Here is an 18,398-nt window from a genome sequence, read left to right as displayed (position 1 = left end):
GACTTGCAACTCTAAAGAAATACAAAGCATCAAGAACCAAATAACAAGAACCAAACCTGCCTGCGGCAGGCAAGCCTGTCCGCCGGGGCGGATAAAATTCAAATGCCAAATCTGAAGAAGAAAATCCGAAATCCGGAACGAAATGCAACCAGAAACCACAAACGATAAACTGCAAACTGAAAAATTCAACGGAGAAAAGAAAGATGAGAAGTGAGAGGAGAAGTACTCAGCCTGTCATTAGCAGGTACTCACCCTGATACCTGATCTTCACTCCTCCTAAAGCAAAAGACCTTCATTGCTGAAGGTCCTTACTGATTATAAATAGCCCCAAAACTAACTTAATTATTGTTCCCTGCATTCCGGCTTGCCCTGCCGCCCTGTCCAAACTGCCCCCGCATTTCTCCTATGGGCTTAACATCAAATCCCTTAGGAATTTCAAAAACCTTATCATCTATAGCGGGGTCAAGCTCTACTTTGGTTACTTCCATGCTCATTTCAAAGCCATTGGGCCGTTTCACTTCATAACTCATCACAAAACCATCAATCTTATCCAATCCTGTAATACCAAAACCTCCGCCTCCCTGCCCGCGCATTCCCCTGCCAAAACCGCCACCGCCGGTATTGCCCGCCATAGGATAGCCGGGAGGCATTTTAAAATCGGGCGTGTACCATACAATAGCTTCATTTATTACTCCCTGCCTGGTTTTTGTTTGTATGATCGCTTTTTTGCAGGTATATCCTGCAATTTTTTTGGTTTCATTGCTGTTAATAATTTCAGCTTCCGGCGCTTCGGTGTTGTTCTGGCTGTTTGCCTGTTGCCCGCGTGCCTGCCTTATCGAATCCATACGCTGCCGCATAACCGCTTCATCTGCCTCGGTACTGTAAAAGCCGGTTTTACGTCCCATAGCTTCTGTGAGCGTAGTGGTCTTTTTATCCTTTTTATCAATGATCACCGTGGTATTTCCAAAATCACTTTCACTATAGGTTTTGATCATATCGCCTTTAAAGTACACCGTGCTTTTGCTTTCCATACCTCCGGCTGCGCCAAAGCCGGTATTCCCATCGTCATCTCCCCCGGCGTTCCTGCTTATGTTTTGAGGAAAAGTGACGGCCGTTTTGGACTTTACAATGGCACGCTCAACTGTTTTTTGCTGTGCAAAGCCGGTAATGGCATAAGCCGTAAATAAAGCTAAAAGTACTGATGGCCTTTTCATACGAAAAGATTGTTGATCAAAGCTACAACCTAAATGCTGCCGGCTTTGTTTTGCAAGGTTAAATAAGGTTAATAAGTTTCGAAAAAACATACGGAGCCGCCTACCCATGTTTTGTCTTTATTGTAACGCACACCAATCATTTTTCCCTTGCTCAGGCGTGCCAGGTTAATGGCTGCATGCGGACGGGCATCGCCATCGGGCCATACGTACATCAATCTTATTTCGGCTTTGGCGGGTATATCCGGAGTTTGTATAATATCTGCGTATTTTACTTTGCGTTGCAGTATCCAGTTTTCGGGATCCTTTATTTTGGCAAGATCCGCGGGCTCAATATCTATGATCACCCCCTGCCCTGCAAAAGAAAACAATGGCTTTAATACATAGTTCTCCAAATCCTGCGGTATTTGTTTAACCTCGTTTAAAAAATAAGTTTTGGGCACATGCGGCTGATGAATAAAAGGCAGAGTGAATTTGCTGATACGGTAAAACCAGTTGGGGTGGGGTATCCATTCCACATCCCATTCCTTTGTAATGTCTATGCCGGTCACCAGGCCGGACTGCGATTTCAGGTCGTCGAAAATTACCCGGTTGTATATTCTTTTGATTGCCGTTTTTTTACCATTGTTCAGGTAGAACAAATTTTTTCCTTCGGCTGTCAGCTCCGTTATACAAACGGGTTGAATGCCGGTATAATCCTGTGTACAGTAAAAATCTATTTTTGTTTTTTGCTCATGGGGCTTTATTTCAAGCAGCACTACATTTTCTGTGGCATGGTTACCCAGCAGCAGTTTTTTAAGCATGGCCAAATAAGTGGTTTGGTCGTACCCGTTTAAGTAGTGGCTGTAATTTGCAGGTATGTCAAAATGCTTTTTCACTATTTCGGGATAGTAGGCCTGGAAGCCAAACAGGGTAGGGAAGCCCTGCATTTCTATAAGCTGAGGTTCCAGTTCATGGTCTTCATTAATACAAACGCCAAAATCAAAAGCGATCATATGGCTGTGGGGCGTTTCGCCCGGCACAAATTCATTTTGGGGGATAGCCCTTTCCGTTATGTCTTTAAACCCGGGAGCCGTAATAGTATCTATGATGCTTTCACAGGCGTCTAACATTTTTTGTGTAAAGGCTTTATCTGCAAATACGGGTGTTTCAGCCACTCTGAATGCAATAGCGCCGGGATGAAGGCTATCCAGGTCGTTTAAAAATGTTTGATACCGGCCCGGGGTAAATGCTTCATTGAATGCTTTTCGTAAGTGGGGTACCATGGCGAATGAGTTTACAGGGAAGGTAAATATTATATATTATACTTCCGCTGTTTGCAGGTGCTCTACAGCCTGGTTAAGAAAATTAGGGAGCACATGCGAATAGGTCCACAGTATTTTATCCGGGTCGTTTAACTGTTCGATCATGGATGCCCATTTGGCTTCGCCGTATGTTGCTATTACGCTGTTTTTTTTGTCTTCACGCTGCAGGTACATACTCATGCCTATGGCATCGGCTTCGGGATGAAACTGGGTGCCGATCATATATGCATTAAAACGAATGGCCATTACGGCTCTTTCCAAAGGCACATGCGGTCTTTCTTTTTCTATACAAAGCACAGCAGCGCCCATTTTTTCAAGACGGTTGTAATTGGGGGTAGTTACCTGGTAGTCGCGGCTGTCAACAGCGTAGAAGGGGTCGTTCAATCCGTCAAAAATAGCTTCTTCTTTCCCTTCGTCCAGCAAATGAACAGGGAAAACACCGAATGCGGTTGATCTTCGTTTACTCACCTCTGCAAGCCGGTAATGGCGGCATATAAGCTGGTAAGAATGACAAATGAAAAAAACATATTTTTTTTGCTGGTGGCCGGGATTATTATTCCATGCTTCTACCTGGTTCAGCCAGCGAAAATAAGCATTCTCCCAGTTGCTGCCTTTGCTTTCTAAGGGGCTTCCGGGTCCGCCGCTGGAGATATAAATATCATAAGAGGTATCGGGTACTTCTAATTGCTGGCGAACATCAAACTCATCCCATTCCATATCAAGGAAATTGGCTTCACCATATTGGTTCAATATTTCCCTGATGCATCGCATGCCCTGGTTAGCTACGCCTTCATACAGGTCGAGTATGGCAACCCTCACGGGCTTCTTTTCCACGAACTTCATCATGCAAATGTAATATTTTTTGAATTTTGCGGAAAAGCTGGGAATATGGAACGGGAGAAGGAGGAATACAAAGCATCAGGAAGCAAATAAATCCGAAGTCTGAAATCCTAAATCCGAAGCAAATACAACCATAAACTGTAAACTGTAAACAAAAAAAATCCGCCTTCGCCATCAGGAGATTGCCTACTGCCGGTAGGCAGGCTTCGACCCTTAAAAAATATTACGCATCATTCATATCCGTTTAGGGTCTCGCAATGACGTTCAAATCCGAAGCGAATGCAACCATAAACAATAAACAATAAACTGTAAATCTAAAATCCGAAACCCAAATGGATTCAATCTCAAATCTCAAATCCTTCGCATCCGTTTCACCATACCAACTTCGCTATCCTTCCCTCTTTGCCTGCAAGAAATACCATTTTCCCGTTCTTCGCTTTGCGGCATACATGAAAACCTTCGCTGCTGATCAATTTCCAGCGCATGCCGCCGTTGTCAGATACGTCAATACCGGTTGTGCCGCAGGTGATCAGCCTTTTTTTAGTAATGAATTCAACACAACTGCGGTACCCCCCTGGTGATATTTCCGGTGTTTGCCAGGTATTGCCGCCGTCTTTGCTTACCGCGCAGTTTTGTGCTGTAACAGTATCTGCACTAAAATCGCCACCCACCACTACCATGTATTTCGCCGGCTTTTGTTTTTGGTTATTATATACGGCTATAGAATTGGCGCCGGTTGTTGCTTTGCCCTGCGCCACCGGAAGGTTAATGATCCTGTTACGTATGAATAGCCTGGATACACTTCCGCCGGTTACAAAACAGGCTTCCTGTTTGGAGAGCAGCCGTATATTGGTACCGCTGGCGGCAAACAGCGCTTCTCCCTGTTGTGCAACCGGGTAGTTTTCATCCGGCAAACCCTGCCAGGTATCGCCCCCGTTAAAAGTTCTGGCAATAAATAGCTTTTCCTCCAGCGGGTCGCCGATTACTATACCGCTTTGCTCATTCCAGAAAGCCATGGCATCTAAGAACATGCCTTTACGTCTGTCTTCAAAAACTACTTTCCAGCTATTACCTCCATCATTCGTTTTTAAAATATAAGCCGGATCTGCAATAGCCATAATAATAGCGGTAGCTGCATCAAAAGCTTCTATAGCTCTAAAGTCCGCTTTTTCAAATCCCTTCACCTGCATCCATTTCCAGGTGTTGCCGCTATCGGCAGACCTGCCAACGGTTCCATTGGTTCCGCTTGCCCATATTACTTTATCATTCACCACGCTCAGTCCTCTTATGGAGATGGTGGTTCCGCTTTGCAGCATTTCAACATGCTGGGCAATGAGAAAAGAAGGGGTCATGCAAAAAATAAAAAAAATTGCGGGAAGCATAACGCGCATATTCGCCTGTTTTCAATTCAAAATAAGCACATTCAATTGGAATTGTTTAGCAGCTATGGCAAAGATCATCTTTTTTAATCAATCAATTTTTTATCTTGCAGCCACACATGAAAAAGTATGAAGATGAATACCGGCACAAAGGCCTGCGCCGAAAACTAATTGCTGCTTTGCAGGCAAAAGGCATTTCAGATCAAAAAGTGCTGGAGGCTATGAATAATATTCCCAGGCATTTTTTTATGGACCTGGCCTTTGACCAGATTTCTTATGAAGACAGGGCTTTTCCTATCGGTGAGGGACAAACCATCTCCCAGCCTTATACGGTGGCTTATCAAACCCAGTTGCTGGAAGTAAAACCTTTTGATAAAGTTTTGGAAATTGGTACGGGCAGCGCTTATCAAAGTGTAGTATTAGCAGAACTGGGCGCACAGGTATATACTATTGAACGGCAAAAAAAATTGTTCGACAGCAATAAGCATTTTACGTACCTGAAAAAATACCCGGGTATAAAATTCTTTTATGGCGATGGTTTTGAAGGATTGCCTACCTATGCGCCTTTTGATAAAGTAATTGTAACGGCTGCTGCACCGCAAATACCGCCAAAGCTGGTAGAGCAGTTAAAAACCGGCGGACAAATGGTTATTCCTGTTGATGAAAACAATTCGCAGCGTATGCTGCGGCTTACCAAAAGAGCTGATGGAACGCTGGCGGAAGAAAAATTTGATTTCTTTTCGTTTGTGCCCATGCTGAAAGGCAAAACAAACGGGAATGGCAATAACCAGCAAAGCCATTGAGTTAAACCCAATGGCTTTGCCGTATAATGGTTTTTCATATAATACATTGTTACTGCATCATATCATCCCCGCCGTCAGTTCCTGTTCTGTTGTTTTTGCGTTTGAAAAGCGATACATCAAACTTCCCGAAGCGGTAAGAGAAATTAAGCCTGAACACCCGTCCGTCTCTTTTTCTCCACATATCCTGGATAAATACGCTGTTCTCTGAATGCGCGTCATATATCCGGGTTTTAAAGATATCGTTTGCGCTAAGCGTAATAGCCGCTTTTTTGTCTTTCATGAACTCTTTGCGTATGGCGATGTCTACTCCGTAATTTGGATTAATATATCCCTGTGCAGCGCCATTAGAACCGCCAAAGAAGCCACCTCCGCGTCCGCCGCCGCCCTGGGGCACCAGCGTACGGGATTGGTAGTCGCCCGAAAGCTGTATGGTGAAATTAGAAGGAAGCTTGAAATTGAAATTCATTTTACCAAAAAAAGCCCAGCGGTCATTTACCCCCAAAGTTTCGTCTAAGCCGCTGTTATCAATGCGGGCATTATAAAAATTAAGATTAGTGGTTACATCAGCCCATTTGGCAAGCGGGTTTTTAGAAGTGAGCTCCAGGCCGTACGACCGGCTTGAATTGGCGTTAATATAGGAAATAACCATGGCCGAATCGAGCTTGCCATCCGGCAGGGGAACATCGTATTGCCTGCTTTGATAACGGGTAATAAGATTGTTGGTTTGTTTAAAATATACAGAGGTAAGAAGGCTATGCCCGCTGCCCAGCGATTTGCTATAATTTAACTCAAAGGAATTCGTGAATTCGGGCTTCAGCCCGGGGTTACCAACGCTTATGTTCAGCAGGTCGGATACATCATAATAGGGTATCTGCTGCCAGAAATTAGGCCGGTTAATACGGCGGGAATAATTCAACTGCAGGTCCTGACCCGGACTTAACGTTTGCGTTACAAACACACTGGGGAAAAACTGTATAGGATAATTATTGGAAAAAGTTTCGCCGGTACTGAGCAATGTACCTTTATACTGCGAGCTTTCCGCCCTCAACCCCAACTGGTAGGAAAAACTTTCGCCTAACTTATTAGAATATGTGGAATAGGCCGCATATACCTGGTCGTTGTATTTATAATTGGTGCTGGCGGAAGGAATAACAACAAACTGGTTGAGCGCGTAATTAAAAGCGGAATTTTCATTAACATTTTCATTATCTCTTATCGCGGCGCGTAAACCGCTTTCAAACTTTCCTTTTCCAACCGGGGTGGTGTAGTCAGACTGAACAGTCCAGTAGGTACTGCTGCCGGAAGAGATGAGCCGCTGCAAAGCCGGATCGCCTAAAATACTTCCATCGCTGTTATAATATTGGGTGGTATAATTGCCACTTCCCGAATTGGAGCTGGTATTGTAATTGAAATCGGCGGTAAGCTCACGTCCCTGCTTAGGGAACAAATGCTTATACCCCAGCGCCGGTCCAAAGTTCCTGAAATTACGCTTGTTTACCGTAGTTCTTACAGCATCCTGGGTTTTTACAGGAGAAGACATGGTATCTATGTGAATGATATCGGTTTGATTATTGTTGAACTGCCCATTGGGTAAGGCCATAGACAGCGTAAAGGAGTTGCGGTTGTCCATCAGGTAATCAAATCCTATTCTTCCAAATACAAACTGCCCGGTATTGGTTGAATTGCTCGATTGGTCAAGAATGGTATTTTGCAACTTGTTCGCGTAAATATTTTCACGGTAAGTGTGTCCGTTACTCAGGCTTTTACGCTGGTTCATATTCAATCCAAGAAAGAAGTTGAACTTTCCCTGCTTTACATTGATATCTCCCCCAAAATTTACTCTTCCTCTTGAATCAATGCCTGCCCTTACGTTTCCGTTATAGCCGGCTTTACGGTTCTTTTTAAGCACTACATTCAATATACCGGCGGTTCCGCCCGAAGCATCAAATTTGGCAGATGGGTTGGTAATAATTTCAACACTCTCTATAGCATCCGCAGGGATCTGATCTAAAGTAAGTGTAGTTGGCCGGCCGTCAACAAATATGGTGGGCGCCGCGTTGCGCAAAGTAACGTTGCCGTCTATGTCAACATTAACGCCGGGTACATTCTTCATGATTTCCGTAGCGCTTTGTCCTGTAGTGGTAATGTTTTTGTCTACATTAAAGATTTTTCTGTCAACCCCCATCTGGAACATGGGTTTTGTAGCTACTATGGTTACTTCGCCCAACTGCTGGATATCTGCTTCTAATTTTATATTGCCCAGGTCTTTATCCGGGTTCCGTGCATCAAACTGCACGGTTTTTTCAAAAGGGGTATACCCGATAGCCGTTACCGTAAGGCGGAACTGGCCCATGGTGGGAAGGTTCTCCATACTGAACTCTCCTTTGGATGTGGTAAGCTGCCCACCAACGGTAACGTCCTTTTTTTTACCGGAAGAGTCTGTGCGAGATTGAATAAGCAGAACAGAAGCCGCGTCAATGCCTTTATTGCCCGCCGCATCAACAACTTTACCGTAAAACCTGCCGGTGCTCATCATGCCCGCTCCCTGCGCGCCCCGGTTACCGCTGCGCTGCGGCTGCTGGGCAAATAAACTAACCGAAAGTGTACAAAGTAAAAAAGATAAAAAAAATCTCATTGTTATTGTGTTTTTAATCTGCAGCTTCATTTCGATATAATAAAACCTCATTATATTAATTTAATAACCTGCCGTTTTTTTGAAACTCAAAATTCATGTTATTATTACGAAGCTTCATTACATTGGTATCAACGGCAAAAATACGCTTATAAAAGGGTGTTGATAAAGGATTTAGGTTAATGAACGTTAAAGGAATTTTTCCTGTTCAGCAGCCGCCCTTTTTGGCTCTTTTTACTGCAGGCAATAGCCGGCCGGTCACAAAACATGTCAAAATCAGAAATGACGCTATTCAAATTTTGCATGCATGTATTTTTCTTCTATTTTTGCAGCCCGGTAAAACGGTGGCTGTAGCTCAGCTGGTTAGAGCATCAGATTGTGGTTCTGAGGGTCGTGGGTTCGAGCCCCATTAGCCACCCATAGTATTTCATGAAAAGCGGCATAACACATATGCCGCTTTTATTTTATACCGGCAACCGGCTTCTGCAAATGTGCTGATCGCATTAAGAATAGCTTTTTTGCCTTTCATATACATTTTGCAAATCCTTGGCTAATTCATTGATGCAACCGGCAACATAAATGTATTATTTCCGTTATTTTTGATTATGCAAAAAGTGTTGAAACTTATGTTTAATAAAAAATCTTTACCAGTAGTACTGGTTATTTTTGTTGCAGGTATTTTCGCGGCATTTCAAACCATAGGGTTAGGTAAACCTCCTGCTACCAAATATGAAAAAATCTTACAGCAGGTAGGCGTAATGCTTGAGCAGGGACATTACAGTCCGAAAAAAATTGATGACGCCTTTTCAAAAGAAGTTTTTTCAAAATACCTTGAAGCCATTGATCCCGAAAAGCAAATATTTTTAAAGCCTGATGTAGCGCAACTGAAGCAGTTTGAGGATAAGATTGATGATGAGATCCACGGTTCTCCACTGCAATCTTTTAAGGCCATTAGTGATGTGTATGCCCAAAGGCTGCTGGAGTATCTGGCTGCTTACAAAGGCATATTAGATAAACCTTTTAATTTCGATGTGGATGAAACGCTGGTGGACGATAAATCGAAAATGGATTTTGCTGCTACTGAAAAAGAACGTACTGAAATCTGGCGTAAACGTTTAAAATACCAGGCGCTCGTAAGATATGCAGACCTTCTGGCTACCAACGAAAAAAACAAGGCTCAGAAAGATTACAAGTCCAAAACAAATGCGGAGATGGAAAAGGAGGCAAGGGAAAAAGTACTTCAATCCACCAACCGCATAGCAGAAAGACTGAGAAATAAATTTACCGAAGAAGATCGTTTCAATGAATTTGTGAATACCATTACCTCCTGCATGGATCCGCATACCACTTTCTTTCCTCCTATTGAAAAACGGTCGTTCGACGAACAGATGAGCGGAAGATTTTATGGCATCGGGGCTTCGCTGAGGCAGGAAGAAGGTAATATAAAGATTATGACCTTGGTAACGGGAAGCCCTGCATGGAAATCGGGCCAAATACAGGTTGGCGACATCATTACCAAAGTTGGGCAGGGTAATGAAGAACCGCTCGATATGGCGGGTTACGATACGGAGGATGCGGTTAAGATCATACGCGGAAAGAAGGGCACTGAAGTAAGATTAACATTAAAAAAAACCGATGGTACCACAAAAGTGGTTTCACTGATAAGAGACGAGATTGTACTGGATGAAACTTTTGCCAGGAGCGCTATCGTTAACGAAGGATCAAGAAAGATAGGGTACATCTATCTTCCTGAGTTTTATGCCGATTGGGAACGCCCCAATGGTGCAAAGTCTGCCGAAGACGTGGCTAAGGAAATTCAAAAGCTGAAAGCAGAGCAAATTGACGGCATTATTATAGATCTGCGCAATAATGGAGGCGGGTCTTTGTTTGATGTGATACAGATGGTAGGACTGTTTATTGACGAAGGGCCGGTGGTGCAGGTAAAAGACAGGCAGGGTGTTCCCTCGGTTTTGCGCGATAAAGATAAAGGCGTTTTATACGACGGGCCGCTGGCTGTTATGGTAAATGAATTCAGCGCCTCCGCTTCTGAAATCTTTGCAGCGGCTATACAGGATTACAAGCGTGGCGTTATTATAGGCAGCACGTCTACCTATGGTAAAGGCACCGTTCAAAGGAATATAGGATTAGAGGGTGGACGCAGCGGGCTTTTAGCCTCCGGCGATGATGACGCCTCTGCCAACCTCGGAACAGTAAAACTGACTTTGCAGAAATTTTACAGGATCAATGGCGGTTCAACACAACTTAAAGGGGTAACCCCGGATATTGTGCTACCCGACCAGTTTGAATATCTGCAGTACCGTGAAAAAGACAATCCTGATGCGTTGCAATGGGATGAGATAGCCCGGGCAAAATATACGCCCTGGAGCAACGGCGCAGACATCAGCACTATAAAGCAAACAGAAGGGGGAAGGATAAAAAGTGACAGTGTTTTTGAACAAATCAAAGCAAATACGCGGCTGCTTTCTGAACTGAATGATAAGGTATACACACTCAACCTGAAAAAATACCAGGAAGAACAGAAACAGATAAGGGAAATTGTACGGCAAATTGACAAGCTCACAAAAACAGATAAAGCCAATCCGGTTGAATTGCTGCCCTCTGATGTGAGCAGGTTCTCAAACGATGAAGTGAAGCTGGAGCGGCAGCAGCAATGGCTCAAAAACCTGAAGTCGGATATTTATCTTAACGAAACGGTAAGTATTGTTAATAACATTATCAGCCACAACGCGATAGTACGGTCAAAATAAGTTCAATTCAACTAACGGGTAGGTTATTAATAAGCTATTATAAGTAGAAGAGCGGTCTGGGAAAAGTAATTTCAGACCGCTTTTTTATTACTAAATTTGCAGGTTAAGCATTAAAAATATGAGCGAAAAAAGAGTAAATCAATACAAGCTTACCTTAGAATATTTAAAAAACAGTAAGGGGGAAGAAATGCAGGAAAAGCCAATCGAACTATTGTTTCAAAATCACGACAATATTTATAAAATCTTAGAAGTTCTGCAAGAAAAAGATTTGTTCGGTGATAATGCTCAAACCATCCAATTTGCCATTGGTTTAAAACTATTTGGTGATATTATAATGCGCAATCGTGATCTGGCATTATTTGAAGATATGCAGCCCGCTTTTGTAGCGTTTATGAAAAAATTAAAAAGTAAATAAAAAAACCTTTTATATTACTTTAATTCCTGTAATATCAGAATTTTAGCAACGATGTAAGGAAATACTGCATTTGCTGCTGCATGATCATGATATGCCTAAGATTGTTTTATATACCATTCCCGCTGTAATGATGCTTAGCCTGTTATCCTGCACTTTTTCGGCTAAAGCTACGCGGCAACTTTTACAGGAAGCAGGAAACAGCGGGCCATTTGATGTTATTATTGTTCCGGGTATTCCTTTTGAAGACGGCAAATGGGATCGTACGATGAAAGGAAGGATCTATTGGTCCAACTACCTGTTTGATAAAGGAATTGCCAAAAATATAATCTATTCCGGCTCGGCTGTTTATACTGCGTATTATGAAGCGAAGATCATGGCGCTGTATGCAGAAGCCATTGGTATTCCGGCAAAAAATATTTATACCGAAACAAAAGCAGAGCATAGCACTGAAAATGCTTATTACGGATATAAGAGAGCGCAACAGTTGGGTTTTAAACGTGTAGCGCTGGCGTCCGATCCTTTTCAAACGAAATTATTAAGGCGCTATATCCGCAAAAAGGTAAATAAGGATATGGCGCTTATTCCAATGGTAATAGATACCATGAAAGCTATTGAGCCGGCAATGACTGATCCTGAAATTCATTTTGAAGAGGCCTTTGATCCGGATTTTGTTTCCATCAAAGAAAGGGAAAGCTGGTGGAAGCGGCTGAAGGGTACCATACGCGGCAATATAGATACTACGGCGTATTCAACCGGGAAGTAAAGGAGCGTACTTTCGGAGGCAGCCATAAAAAAAGAGGCTGTCTCAAAAGGGCCGGTATAGAAGATATGCCACTAAGACACAAGAGCACAAAGCCCTGATTTTCAGGTTTTATTTTCTTTGTGTTTTCGTGACTTCGTGGCAAAATATTACTTTTGAGACAGCCTCTTATTAAAATCTTTTACTTCTCACCACTCACTATTCACTCGTGTTTTATCAGTGCTGCATTTTCTTCGCGTCATCTAAAAACTTGGCTAAGCCAATATCGGTTAAAGGATGTTTCAATAAACCTAAGATGGGTTCTAATGGGCAGGTGCATACGTTGGCACCCAGTTCGGCGGCCCTTACAATATGCAATGAACTGCGGATAGAAGCCGCCAGTATTTCTGTTTTAAATCCCTGCAAGGCATATATCTGTGCAATTTGACCTATCAGTTCCATGCCATCCCAACTGCTGTCGTCTATTCTGCCAATAAAAGGAGAAACATAGTTAGCGCCTGCTTTTGCGGCCAAAATAGCTTGTCCGGCCGAAAATACCAGTGTGCAGTTGGTCTTAATACCATTATCCGAAAACCATTTCAGCGCTTTTATACCGTCTTTAATCATGGGCACTTTTACCACAATATTGGGGTGAATAGCCGCCAGTACTTTTCCTTCGGCAACAATGCTTTCAAAATCGGTGGATAGCACTTCCGCGCTCACATCTCCGTCTACCAGCTCACAAATAGTTTTATAATGGTTTCTTATGGCCTCATCTCCTTTAATGCCTTCTTTGGCCATTAAGGAAGGATTGGTGGTAACGCCGTCTAATATACCTAATTCATGGGCCTCTTTAATTTGGGCAAGATTGGCTGTATCAATAAAAAATTTCATAACCTGTTATTTGCTTGATGTTTTAAATGCTGTATTGGAATAAAGGAACGAATATAAGAATAAAAAAAGGCAAGTTACTTACATCGCACCGCTACAACCGCCTACCCTTGCTACCTTCCGGTCCTGGGGGAGTTCAGCAGGAGCTGGTCGTATAAGACTTGCCTTTGCAAAGATACGAAGGAAGTACCAAAAGACAAATTCCCTGAAGCAAATAAAATCCGAAATCACTAAATCCGAAATCCGAAAAGGGTTGTCAGATCAGCTGTGAGCAGCAAATCACTGCTTATGTATGACTCAGGAGTGGGATGCAATCTTAAATTTCAAATACTGATTCCTAAAACTGCCCGGGGCGGTTCATCATTGAATTGATTACCGTAACATTCATCAACTGGTCGTATCTCCCGCCTAACTCCCGGTAATACACCAATATGGTATATTGGTTTTCTGTTTCCCAGATATTGCCTTCCGTTTCATCTGTAATGAATTTTGGCGGATCGCTTTTACCGTCTGCCAGGGCGTAAGCATAATCGTAATAGCCCTGTTTCAACTGCAGCGTGGTTTCGTATACGCTTTGCTGCGGATTCCACCGCATTTTAGCGCTGTCGTCCGTTCCGTAATTGGTCATCTGCCCAGTGAGATACAGGTCTTTTGCATAAGGTCCGTTGTTGGGCGTTTTGTATGTAAAATGAATGGTAGCATAATCGGCATTCCAGTAAGGATTTACGTTTTCATTGGTTAATGCCGCGTATATACCATTATAGTCCTTATAATAAATATACCGTTGTGTATTGCGCGAAAGATCAGGCACTACATACAGGTCATAGGCGGTATTGGTATTTTCCTGCCGCCGTACCCTGTCGCTGAGCAAACGGAAGCTGGTAAGGTCAAGCCACCTCCATTCCCGCATGGCGGGCATAATACCATCCTTTTCGGTATTGTATTCATATACATTGTTCCTAACAATACTGGGTTTAATATTTTGTATACAGTTATCCCAGCGGTTGTTTTGCAGTATCACCACTTTAATTTGCTGTTGGGGGTAGCTTACATTTAATCGTCCTGCATTTACGGTAAATTGTATTTTTTGATGGGATCTGAAAAACTCCTGGCCAAAAGGCTGCTGAACCTGGGCCGACACCGCTATACCTGCATCGGTAACTAAAAAGCGCCTCGTGAATGCAAGCCTGGACGTATCGCCGTCTAAAAAAACTTTCACTACATAATTTCCCGGTTTGGTGGGCATAATATCCCTGCCCGGGAAGGTGAGCTGGTAATGCGTATACCTGGTGAGCACCTGCGCCGAACGGCGGTAGGTAGATATGCGCTGATTGGGGTATCCTTTGGCGTAGTCGAAATAGCCCATCTGCACCGCCGACCAATCTGCATTACGCAGCTCAATATTATAATAGTAGTTTTTAATATCGCCGTCCATATCATCAAAATCCAATTGCAGCAGATCGCTGCTGTTCAGTCGTATTACGGGGTAAGCGGTTTGGTCGCCGTAGGGATTAAGCTGAACGGTTTTAATATTCTTTTGAAATATTTTGTCGGGCTCCCGCTGCGCCTGCAGCTCAGCGCAAAAAAACAGGAGGAGCATGCCACCCGCAGTAAAGTAACGTTTATACATCGGCTAATTCTTTTATCTTCACAATTTAGTAAAATAGCAGGGATTGAATACAGCTTCATTTATAGCAAGGCGAATAGCATTTAACCGGCAGCGCTCCTTTTCGCGTTTCATTATCAGGCTGGCCATAGCCGCAACCGCTATCAGTGTAGCGGTAATGATCATGACGCTGGCTTTTGTAAATGGTTTCCAGGAAGCGGTTAGCCAGAAAATATTCAGCTTCTGGGGCCACCTGCGGGTACAGCATTATGAGCAATATAAGGCAGCTATCGCGGAAGAAGCGCCTATTCAGAAAAATGATACCGTTGTTAGCGGATTATATAAAATAGAAGGGGTAAGGCAGGTGCAATCCTTTGCTACCAAGTATGCTATTCTTAAAACGCCCGAATCTATTGAAGGCGTTCTTTTTAAAGGGGTGGGAAAAGAATACGACTTCAGTTCCATGCAGCAGTTTCTTACCGCCGGAAGATGGATAGATTTTAATGACAGTACCTACAGCCGTGAGATCGTTATATCAGAGTATACCGCTAACCAGTTGGAGCTGAAAGTGAATGACAGGGTGCTGATCTACTTTTTTAAAGGGGAAGATCAAAAGCCCCGTCCCGATAAGCTGACCATTGTGGGGCTATATAAAACCAATATGGAGGAGTACGACAAGCTGTATGCCATTGGCGACCTTACGCTGGTGCAACGGCTGAACGACTGGGGCGCGGATGAGATAGGGGGGTACGAAATATTTTTGAACGATTACCATTCCATGGACAAGGTGAATGAAGAAATATTTGAATCACTCCCAGGCGAATGGGGAAGCAAAACCATAAAGGATATTTATCCCAATATTTTCGACTGGCTGCGTCTGCAGGATATGAACCGGGATGTGGTGCTGGGCGTAATGATCATTATAGCGATCATTAATCTGATCACCTGCCTCATTATAATGGTGCTGGAACGCACCAGGATGATCGGTGTTTTAAAAGCCGTTGGCGCCACGGACTGGACGGTGCAAAAAATATTTACCCTTCAGGGTGTTATTATTACCACTGTGGGCATTTTCCTGGGGCTGGTTATAGGTCTGGGCGTTTGTGTAATACAGCAAAAAACAGGCTTTCTTACCTTCTGGGATGAGAATGCCTATTACATGCTGGTGGTGCCTGTTAAAATAATATGGTGGGAAGTGGCGCTGGTAGTTGCCGGCACCCTGCTGGTATGCACCCTTACCTTGCTGATCCCTTCATTGGTTAGCCGCAGGATACAACCTGCCAAAGCGGTGCAGTTCAGGTAAGGAAAGTGTATGTATTGTTATGGAATTTATCTGTTGTTGCCATACTGCCTGCCAGAGAGATAACCCGTGGCAGCCAGATCATATTCATCATTAACAGGTATTATTTTCCCGGATGCTATCACTAGTTTTTTTGTGGCGATGTCCAATACATCTTTATAGTAATGATCGGTTATAATAAACCCTTTTGATGCGCTCTGTTCTTTTATTTTTTCTTTAATGATCTCCTTATATAAGGGATCAACCATGGAGAAGGGTTCATCTAATAAAACAAAGAGGTGGTGTAAATGAATAACCAGTAAAAATTGCAGGTAGCGCTGTTCTCCCAACGAAAGGTTACCCACTTTGGTAGTTTCCATACGATGTATCCCGGGAGAATAAAATATTTTATTCTGATCTTCCCCGTTGGGGAAATACAGAGGGATCACATTTCTTACGGTAATGTGCTGAGGCAGGAATATCTCCTGGTGGCTATAGCCTATTTGTTTTTGGGTAATATTATTCCGCAGGAGCGTATCATTTATCCGTATACTTCCTGATGCCGGCTTCAACGTTCCAAAAAGTATATTCAGCAGGGTAGATTTACCGCGGCCGTTTTGCCCGAAAAGCCCTGTTATATCGCCTGTCCGGCATTCAAAGCTGATGTCTTCCAGTATCTTTTTCCTGCCATAGCAATGGCTGATTGTGCTTATCCTTAGCTGGTGGGTCATACGATTATTAAAAGTATAAGCGTTGAAAGTATGGCATTGATAACTGCTACCTGTAACATTAATTTATTTCTGGAAAGTCCCGCGTTGGCGTAAAAGTAGTATTGAATCTTATAATAATAACGGTATATAATAAACGAAGCTACCATTCCAACACTGCAGAAACTGATAATGCTCACCGGCAGGCTTTGACCGGTTATTAACACAATGAGTGAAATAAGCAGGTTGAACTTATTGACATCGCTATAATATCTCAGGAACAGGAGCAACTGATATTTTTTGACAGGAATATAACGAATAAAAATGTAAAATCGGGGTTGAGGATTAGTATGTCTGACAATAATGGACTTTTTTGAGATAATTTTGTAAATTGGTAGTATGATGGAACTGCGCGAACCTGCCGTTGCTTACGGCAAAAACAAATTAACCCTGGAAGAATACTTAGAATGGGAGCTGGATGCTCCGCAAAAGCATGAATACTACAGGGGAGAGGTATTTGCTATGGCCGGAACGGGAGCACGGCATAACGTAATTGCAAAGAACCTGATGATAGACATTGGTACGCAGCTCAAAGGAAAGCAATGCCAGCCCTATGGCAGCGATCTGCGTATTCATATTCCTGAAAACACATTATTTACCTATCCCGATATTTCCATTATTTGCCGCGATATAGTTGAAGAAGCACCCAATGACTATGCCGTTGAGCCAACTGTGCTCATTGAAATACTGTCGCCTTCCACTAAGAGTTACGATCGTGGTGAAAAATTCAGGCTTTACCGCGATATTCCTTCGCTCAAAGCGTATATTCTCATTGATTCGGAGAGCATTGCCATTGAAGCATTTCACATAAATGCTTCCGGTCACTGGGAGCTGGAAGAATATAAATCATTAAACGAAACACTTTCTATCCCCGTGCTGCAGATTGCCTTACCGTTGCATGATATTTATGAGGGTACTAAATTATAGCAATATGCCTCTGTGAAGGCATATTGCTTGCCAAATAAATGTACTGGCAAATAGCAGGAACAGTTCGTTGGTGAAAGATGTGCATGCTTCAGAAGCATTGCGGTTTTGCACATTATTCCGCATTCCCGCCAAACATATAGCCAACTGAAAATCCGATCGCGTCAAGGGTATGCGCTTTATCACCGTTGTTAGCCAGGTTGGTAAATCCAAAGTTACAGAAAGTACTGAGCGCTATGCCCACGGGGAATTGGAAGCCACCTTTTAAGTGCAAACCTACATCAAAAGGTTTCCATTGACCCGGATTGCTGCCGAAGGAGATATCTCCGCTCCCGTAGCTGTTTTTCATTTTACCCGATAAAGCATACATCAGGTTAGGCCCTAAGCCAACAAACAGGTTGCTGTTGTTGCCAAAAATTTGCGAGTACATAACAGGAATGGGAACGGAAATACGGGTCATTGAAATCTTGGTGTCATCATAGTCTGTATTGGTCATGCTGCCCAATTTAAATAATACGGATGGTCTTACAGCCAGGTAATTTCCAAATTGCAGGCGCAGGGTGCCGCCAAAGTGCCCGTTTATTCCGGCAAATACATCATCGTCGGCACTATAAATACCTGCAGCGGTAAAACCAACTTCCGGGCCGGCACTTAACTGAACCTGTGCTTTTGCTGCTGTAGTTAACGTAATACAAATGATTACGACCAGGAGTTTGAGGTTAGCTTTTTTCATCTTCTAAAGTTTAGAGGTTGAATTTTGTTAAAATAAATAGTGGTGTATATAATATTTAATTTTGTTATTTAAAACAACGGAACTTTTAAAATAAAATTGTTCAGGCA

15 protein-coding genes, 1 tRNA gene and 1 other RNA gene are annotated in these 18,398 nt (G+C 43.1%); 7 read left to right on the top strand and 10 right to left on the bottom strand.

Annotated features, from left to right (window positions below):
• Positions 1–338: 338 nt before the first annotated feature.
• From PLE34_RS16635 to PLE34_RS16620, 4 genes are all read right to left on the bottom strand, one after another.
• Positions 339–1,214 (bottom strand): hypothetical protein, encoded by an 876-nt coding sequence (locus tag PLE34_RS16635; RefSeq protein ID WP_324558778.1) that lies wholly within the window; start codon positions 1,212–1,214, stop codon positions 339–341.
• A 68-nt stretch (positions 1,215–1,282) separates the two neighbouring features.
• Entirely contained in the window at positions 1,283–2,476 is a 1,194-nt protein-coding gene (locus tag PLE34_RS16630) for a hypothetical protein (RefSeq protein WP_324558776.1), read from the bottom strand.
• Positions 2,477–2,512: 36 nt separating this feature from the next.
• Positions 2,513–3,361 carry a type 1 glutamine amidotransferase gene (locus PLE34_RS16625; protein WP_324558774.1) on the bottom strand — a complete coding sequence of 283 codons (849 nt, stop codon included), beginning with the start codon at positions 3,359–3,361 and terminating at the stop codon, positions 2,513–2,515.
• Between the two features lie 365 nt (positions 3,362–3,726).
• Entirely contained in the window at positions 3,727–4,737 is a 1,011-nt protein-coding gene (locus tag PLE34_RS16620; protein ID WP_324558772.1) for a beta propeller repeat protein, read from the bottom strand.
• A gap of 116 nt (positions 4,738–4,853) precedes the next feature.
• Here PLE34_RS16620 and PLE34_RS16615 point away from each other — a divergent pair, with 116 nt between their 5' ends.
• Positions 4,854–5,537 (top strand): protein-L-isoaspartate(D-aspartate) O-methyltransferase, encoded by a 684-nt coding sequence (locus PLE34_RS16615; RefSeq protein ID WP_324558770.1) that lies wholly within the window; start codon positions 4,854–4,856, stop codon positions 5,535–5,537.
• 49 nt (positions 5,538–5,586) lie between these two features.
• Here the strand turns inward: PLE34_RS16615 and PLE34_RS16610 are convergent, their stop codons facing one another.
• Entirely contained in the window at positions 5,587–8,172 is a 2,586-nt protein-coding gene (locus PLE34_RS16610; protein WP_324558768.1) for a TonB-dependent receptor, read from the bottom strand.
• Between the two features lie 341 nt (positions 8,173–8,513).
• Between PLE34_RS16610 and PLE34_RS16605 the strand changes: the two genes are divergently transcribed.
• The 4 genes from PLE34_RS16605 (at position 8,514) to PLE34_RS16590 (ending at position 12,115) form a co-directional block, all read left to right on the top strand.
• Positions 8,514–8,587: transfer RNA gene (locus tag PLE34_RS16605), tRNA-His, on the top strand.
• A 208-nt stretch (positions 8,588–8,795) separates the two neighbouring features.
• Positions 8,796–10,937, top strand: coding sequence for a carboxy terminal-processing peptidase (locus PLE34_RS16600; protein ID WP_324558766.1), 2,142 nt, complete (start codon positions 8,796–8,798; stop codon positions 10,935–10,937).
• Between the two features lie 118 nt (positions 10,938–11,055).
• Positions 11,056–11,352 carry a DUF3861 domain-containing protein gene (locus PLE34_RS16595; RefSeq protein ID WP_324558764.1) on the top strand — a complete coding sequence of 99 codons (297 nt, stop codon included), beginning with the start codon at positions 11,056–11,058 and terminating at the stop codon, positions 11,350–11,352.
• Between the two features lie 91 nt (positions 11,353–11,443).
• Complete coding sequence (locus PLE34_RS16590; protein WP_324558762.1) at positions 11,444–12,115, top strand: YdcF family protein; 672 nt, start codon at positions 11,444–11,446, stop codon at positions 12,113–12,115.
• Positions 12,116–12,328: 213 nt separating this feature from the next.
• Here PLE34_RS16590 and fsa read toward each other — a convergent pair whose 3' ends face one another.
• The 3 genes from fsa to PLE34_RS16575 form a co-directional block, all read right to left on the bottom strand.
• On the bottom strand, positions 12,329–12,985 hold the full coding sequence (gene fsa, locus PLE34_RS16585; RefSeq protein ID WP_324558760.1) for a fructose-6-phosphate aldolase: 657 nt from the start codon (positions 12,983–12,985) through the stop codon (positions 12,329–12,331).
• A 64-nt stretch (positions 12,986–13,049) separates the two neighbouring features.
• An RNA gene (ffs, locus tag PLE34_RS16580) (signal recognition particle sRNA small type) lies at positions 13,050–13,149 on the bottom strand.
• 170 nt (positions 13,150–13,319) lie between these two features.
• Positions 13,320–14,612, bottom strand: coding sequence for a type IX secretion system plug protein (locus tag PLE34_RS16575; RefSeq protein WP_324558758.1), 1,293 nt, complete (start codon positions 14,610–14,612; stop codon positions 13,320–13,322).
• Between the two features lie 43 nt (positions 14,613–14,655).
• On the opposite strand from PLE34_RS16575, the gene PLE34_RS16570 reads away from it, so the two are divergent.
• Positions 14,656–15,891, top strand: a complete 1,236-nt coding sequence (locus PLE34_RS16570) for an ABC transporter permease (protein WP_324558756.1) — start codon at positions 14,656–14,658, stop codon at positions 15,889–15,891.
• Between the two features lie 26 nt (positions 15,892–15,917).
• Here PLE34_RS16570 and PLE34_RS16565 read toward each other — a convergent pair whose 3' ends face one another.
• Entirely contained in the window at positions 15,918–16,598 is a 681-nt protein-coding gene (locus PLE34_RS16565) for an ATP-binding cassette domain-containing protein (protein WP_324558755.1), read from the bottom strand.
• A gap of 375 nt (positions 16,599–16,973) precedes the next feature.
• Here PLE34_RS16565 and PLE34_RS16560 point away from each other — a divergent pair, with 375 nt between their 5' ends.
• Positions 16,974–17,561 (top strand): Uma2 family endonuclease, encoded by a 588-nt coding sequence (locus PLE34_RS16560; protein ID WP_324558753.1) that lies wholly within the window; start codon positions 16,974–16,976, stop codon positions 17,559–17,561.
• A gap of 112 nt (positions 17,562–17,673) precedes the next feature.
• Here PLE34_RS16560 and PLE34_RS16555 read toward each other — a convergent pair whose 3' ends face one another.
• Positions 17,674–18,291, bottom strand: a complete 618-nt coding sequence (locus PLE34_RS16555) for a porin family protein (protein ID WP_324558751.1) — start codon at positions 18,289–18,291, stop codon at positions 17,674–17,676.
• Between the last annotated feature and the right edge of the window lie 107 nt (positions 18,292–18,398).

Origin of the sequence: Agriterribacter sp. (assembly GCF_035445465.1) — a bacterium.
GTDB lineage: Bacteria > Bacteroidota > Bacteroidia > Chitinophagales > Chitinophagaceae > Agriterribacter.
This window is presented reverse-complemented; position numbering and strand designations above follow the sequence as displayed.

Bases quoted from the DNA above. Each gene is read 5' to 3' on its own strand.
- PLE34_RS16555 (WP_324558751.1), bottom strand. From the start codon at position 18,291: ATGAAAAAAGCTAACCTCAAACTCCTGGTCGTAATCATTTGTATTACG.
- PLE34_RS16630 (WP_324558776.1), bottom strand. From the start codon at position 2,476: ATGGTACCCCACTTACGAAAAGCATTCAATGAAGCATTTACCCCGGGC.
- PLE34_RS16565 (WP_324558755.1), bottom strand. From the start codon at position 16,598: ATGACCCACCAGCTAAGGATAAGCACAATCAGCCATTGCTATGGCAGG.
- PLE34_RS16635 (WP_324558778.1), bottom strand. From the start codon at position 1,214: ATGAAAAGGCCATCAGTACTTTTAGCTTTATTTACGGCTTATGCCATT.
- PLE34_RS16575 (WP_324558758.1), bottom strand. From the start codon at position 14,612: ATGTATAAACGTTACTTTACTGCGGGTGGCATGCTCCTCCTGTTTTTT.
- PLE34_RS16590 (WP_324558762.1), top strand. From the start codon at position 11,444: ATGCCTAAGATTGTTTTATATACCATTCCCGCTGTAATGATGCTTAGC.
- PLE34_RS16595 (WP_324558764.1), top strand. From the start codon at position 11,056: ATGAGCGAAAAAAGAGTAAATCAATACAAGCTTACCTTAGAATATTTA.
- fsa (WP_324558760.1), bottom strand. From the start codon at position 12,985: ATGAAATTTTTTATTGATACAGCCAATCTTGCCCAAATTAAAGAGGCC.
- PLE34_RS16600 (WP_324558766.1), top strand. From the start codon at position 8,796: ATGTTTAATAAAAAATCTTTACCAGTAGTACTGGTTATTTTTGTTGCA.
- PLE34_RS16625 (WP_324558774.1), bottom strand. From the start codon at position 3,361: ATGATGAAGTTCGTGGAAAAGAAGCCCGTGAGGGTTGCCATACTCGAC.
- PLE34_RS16615 (WP_324558770.1), top strand. From the start codon at position 4,854: ATGAAAAAGTATGAAGATGAATACCGGCACAAAGGCCTGCGCCGAAAA.
- PLE34_RS16620 (WP_324558772.1), bottom strand. From the start codon at position 4,737: ATGCTTCCCGCAATTTTTTTTATTTTTTGCATGACCCCTTCTTTTCTC.
- PLE34_RS16610 (WP_324558768.1), bottom strand. From the start codon at position 8,172: ATGAGATTTTTTTTATCTTTTTTACTTTGTACACTTTCGGTTAGTTTA.
- PLE34_RS16560 (WP_324558753.1), top strand. From the start codon at position 16,974: ATGATGGAACTGCGCGAACCTGCCGTTGCTTACGGCAAAAACAAATTA.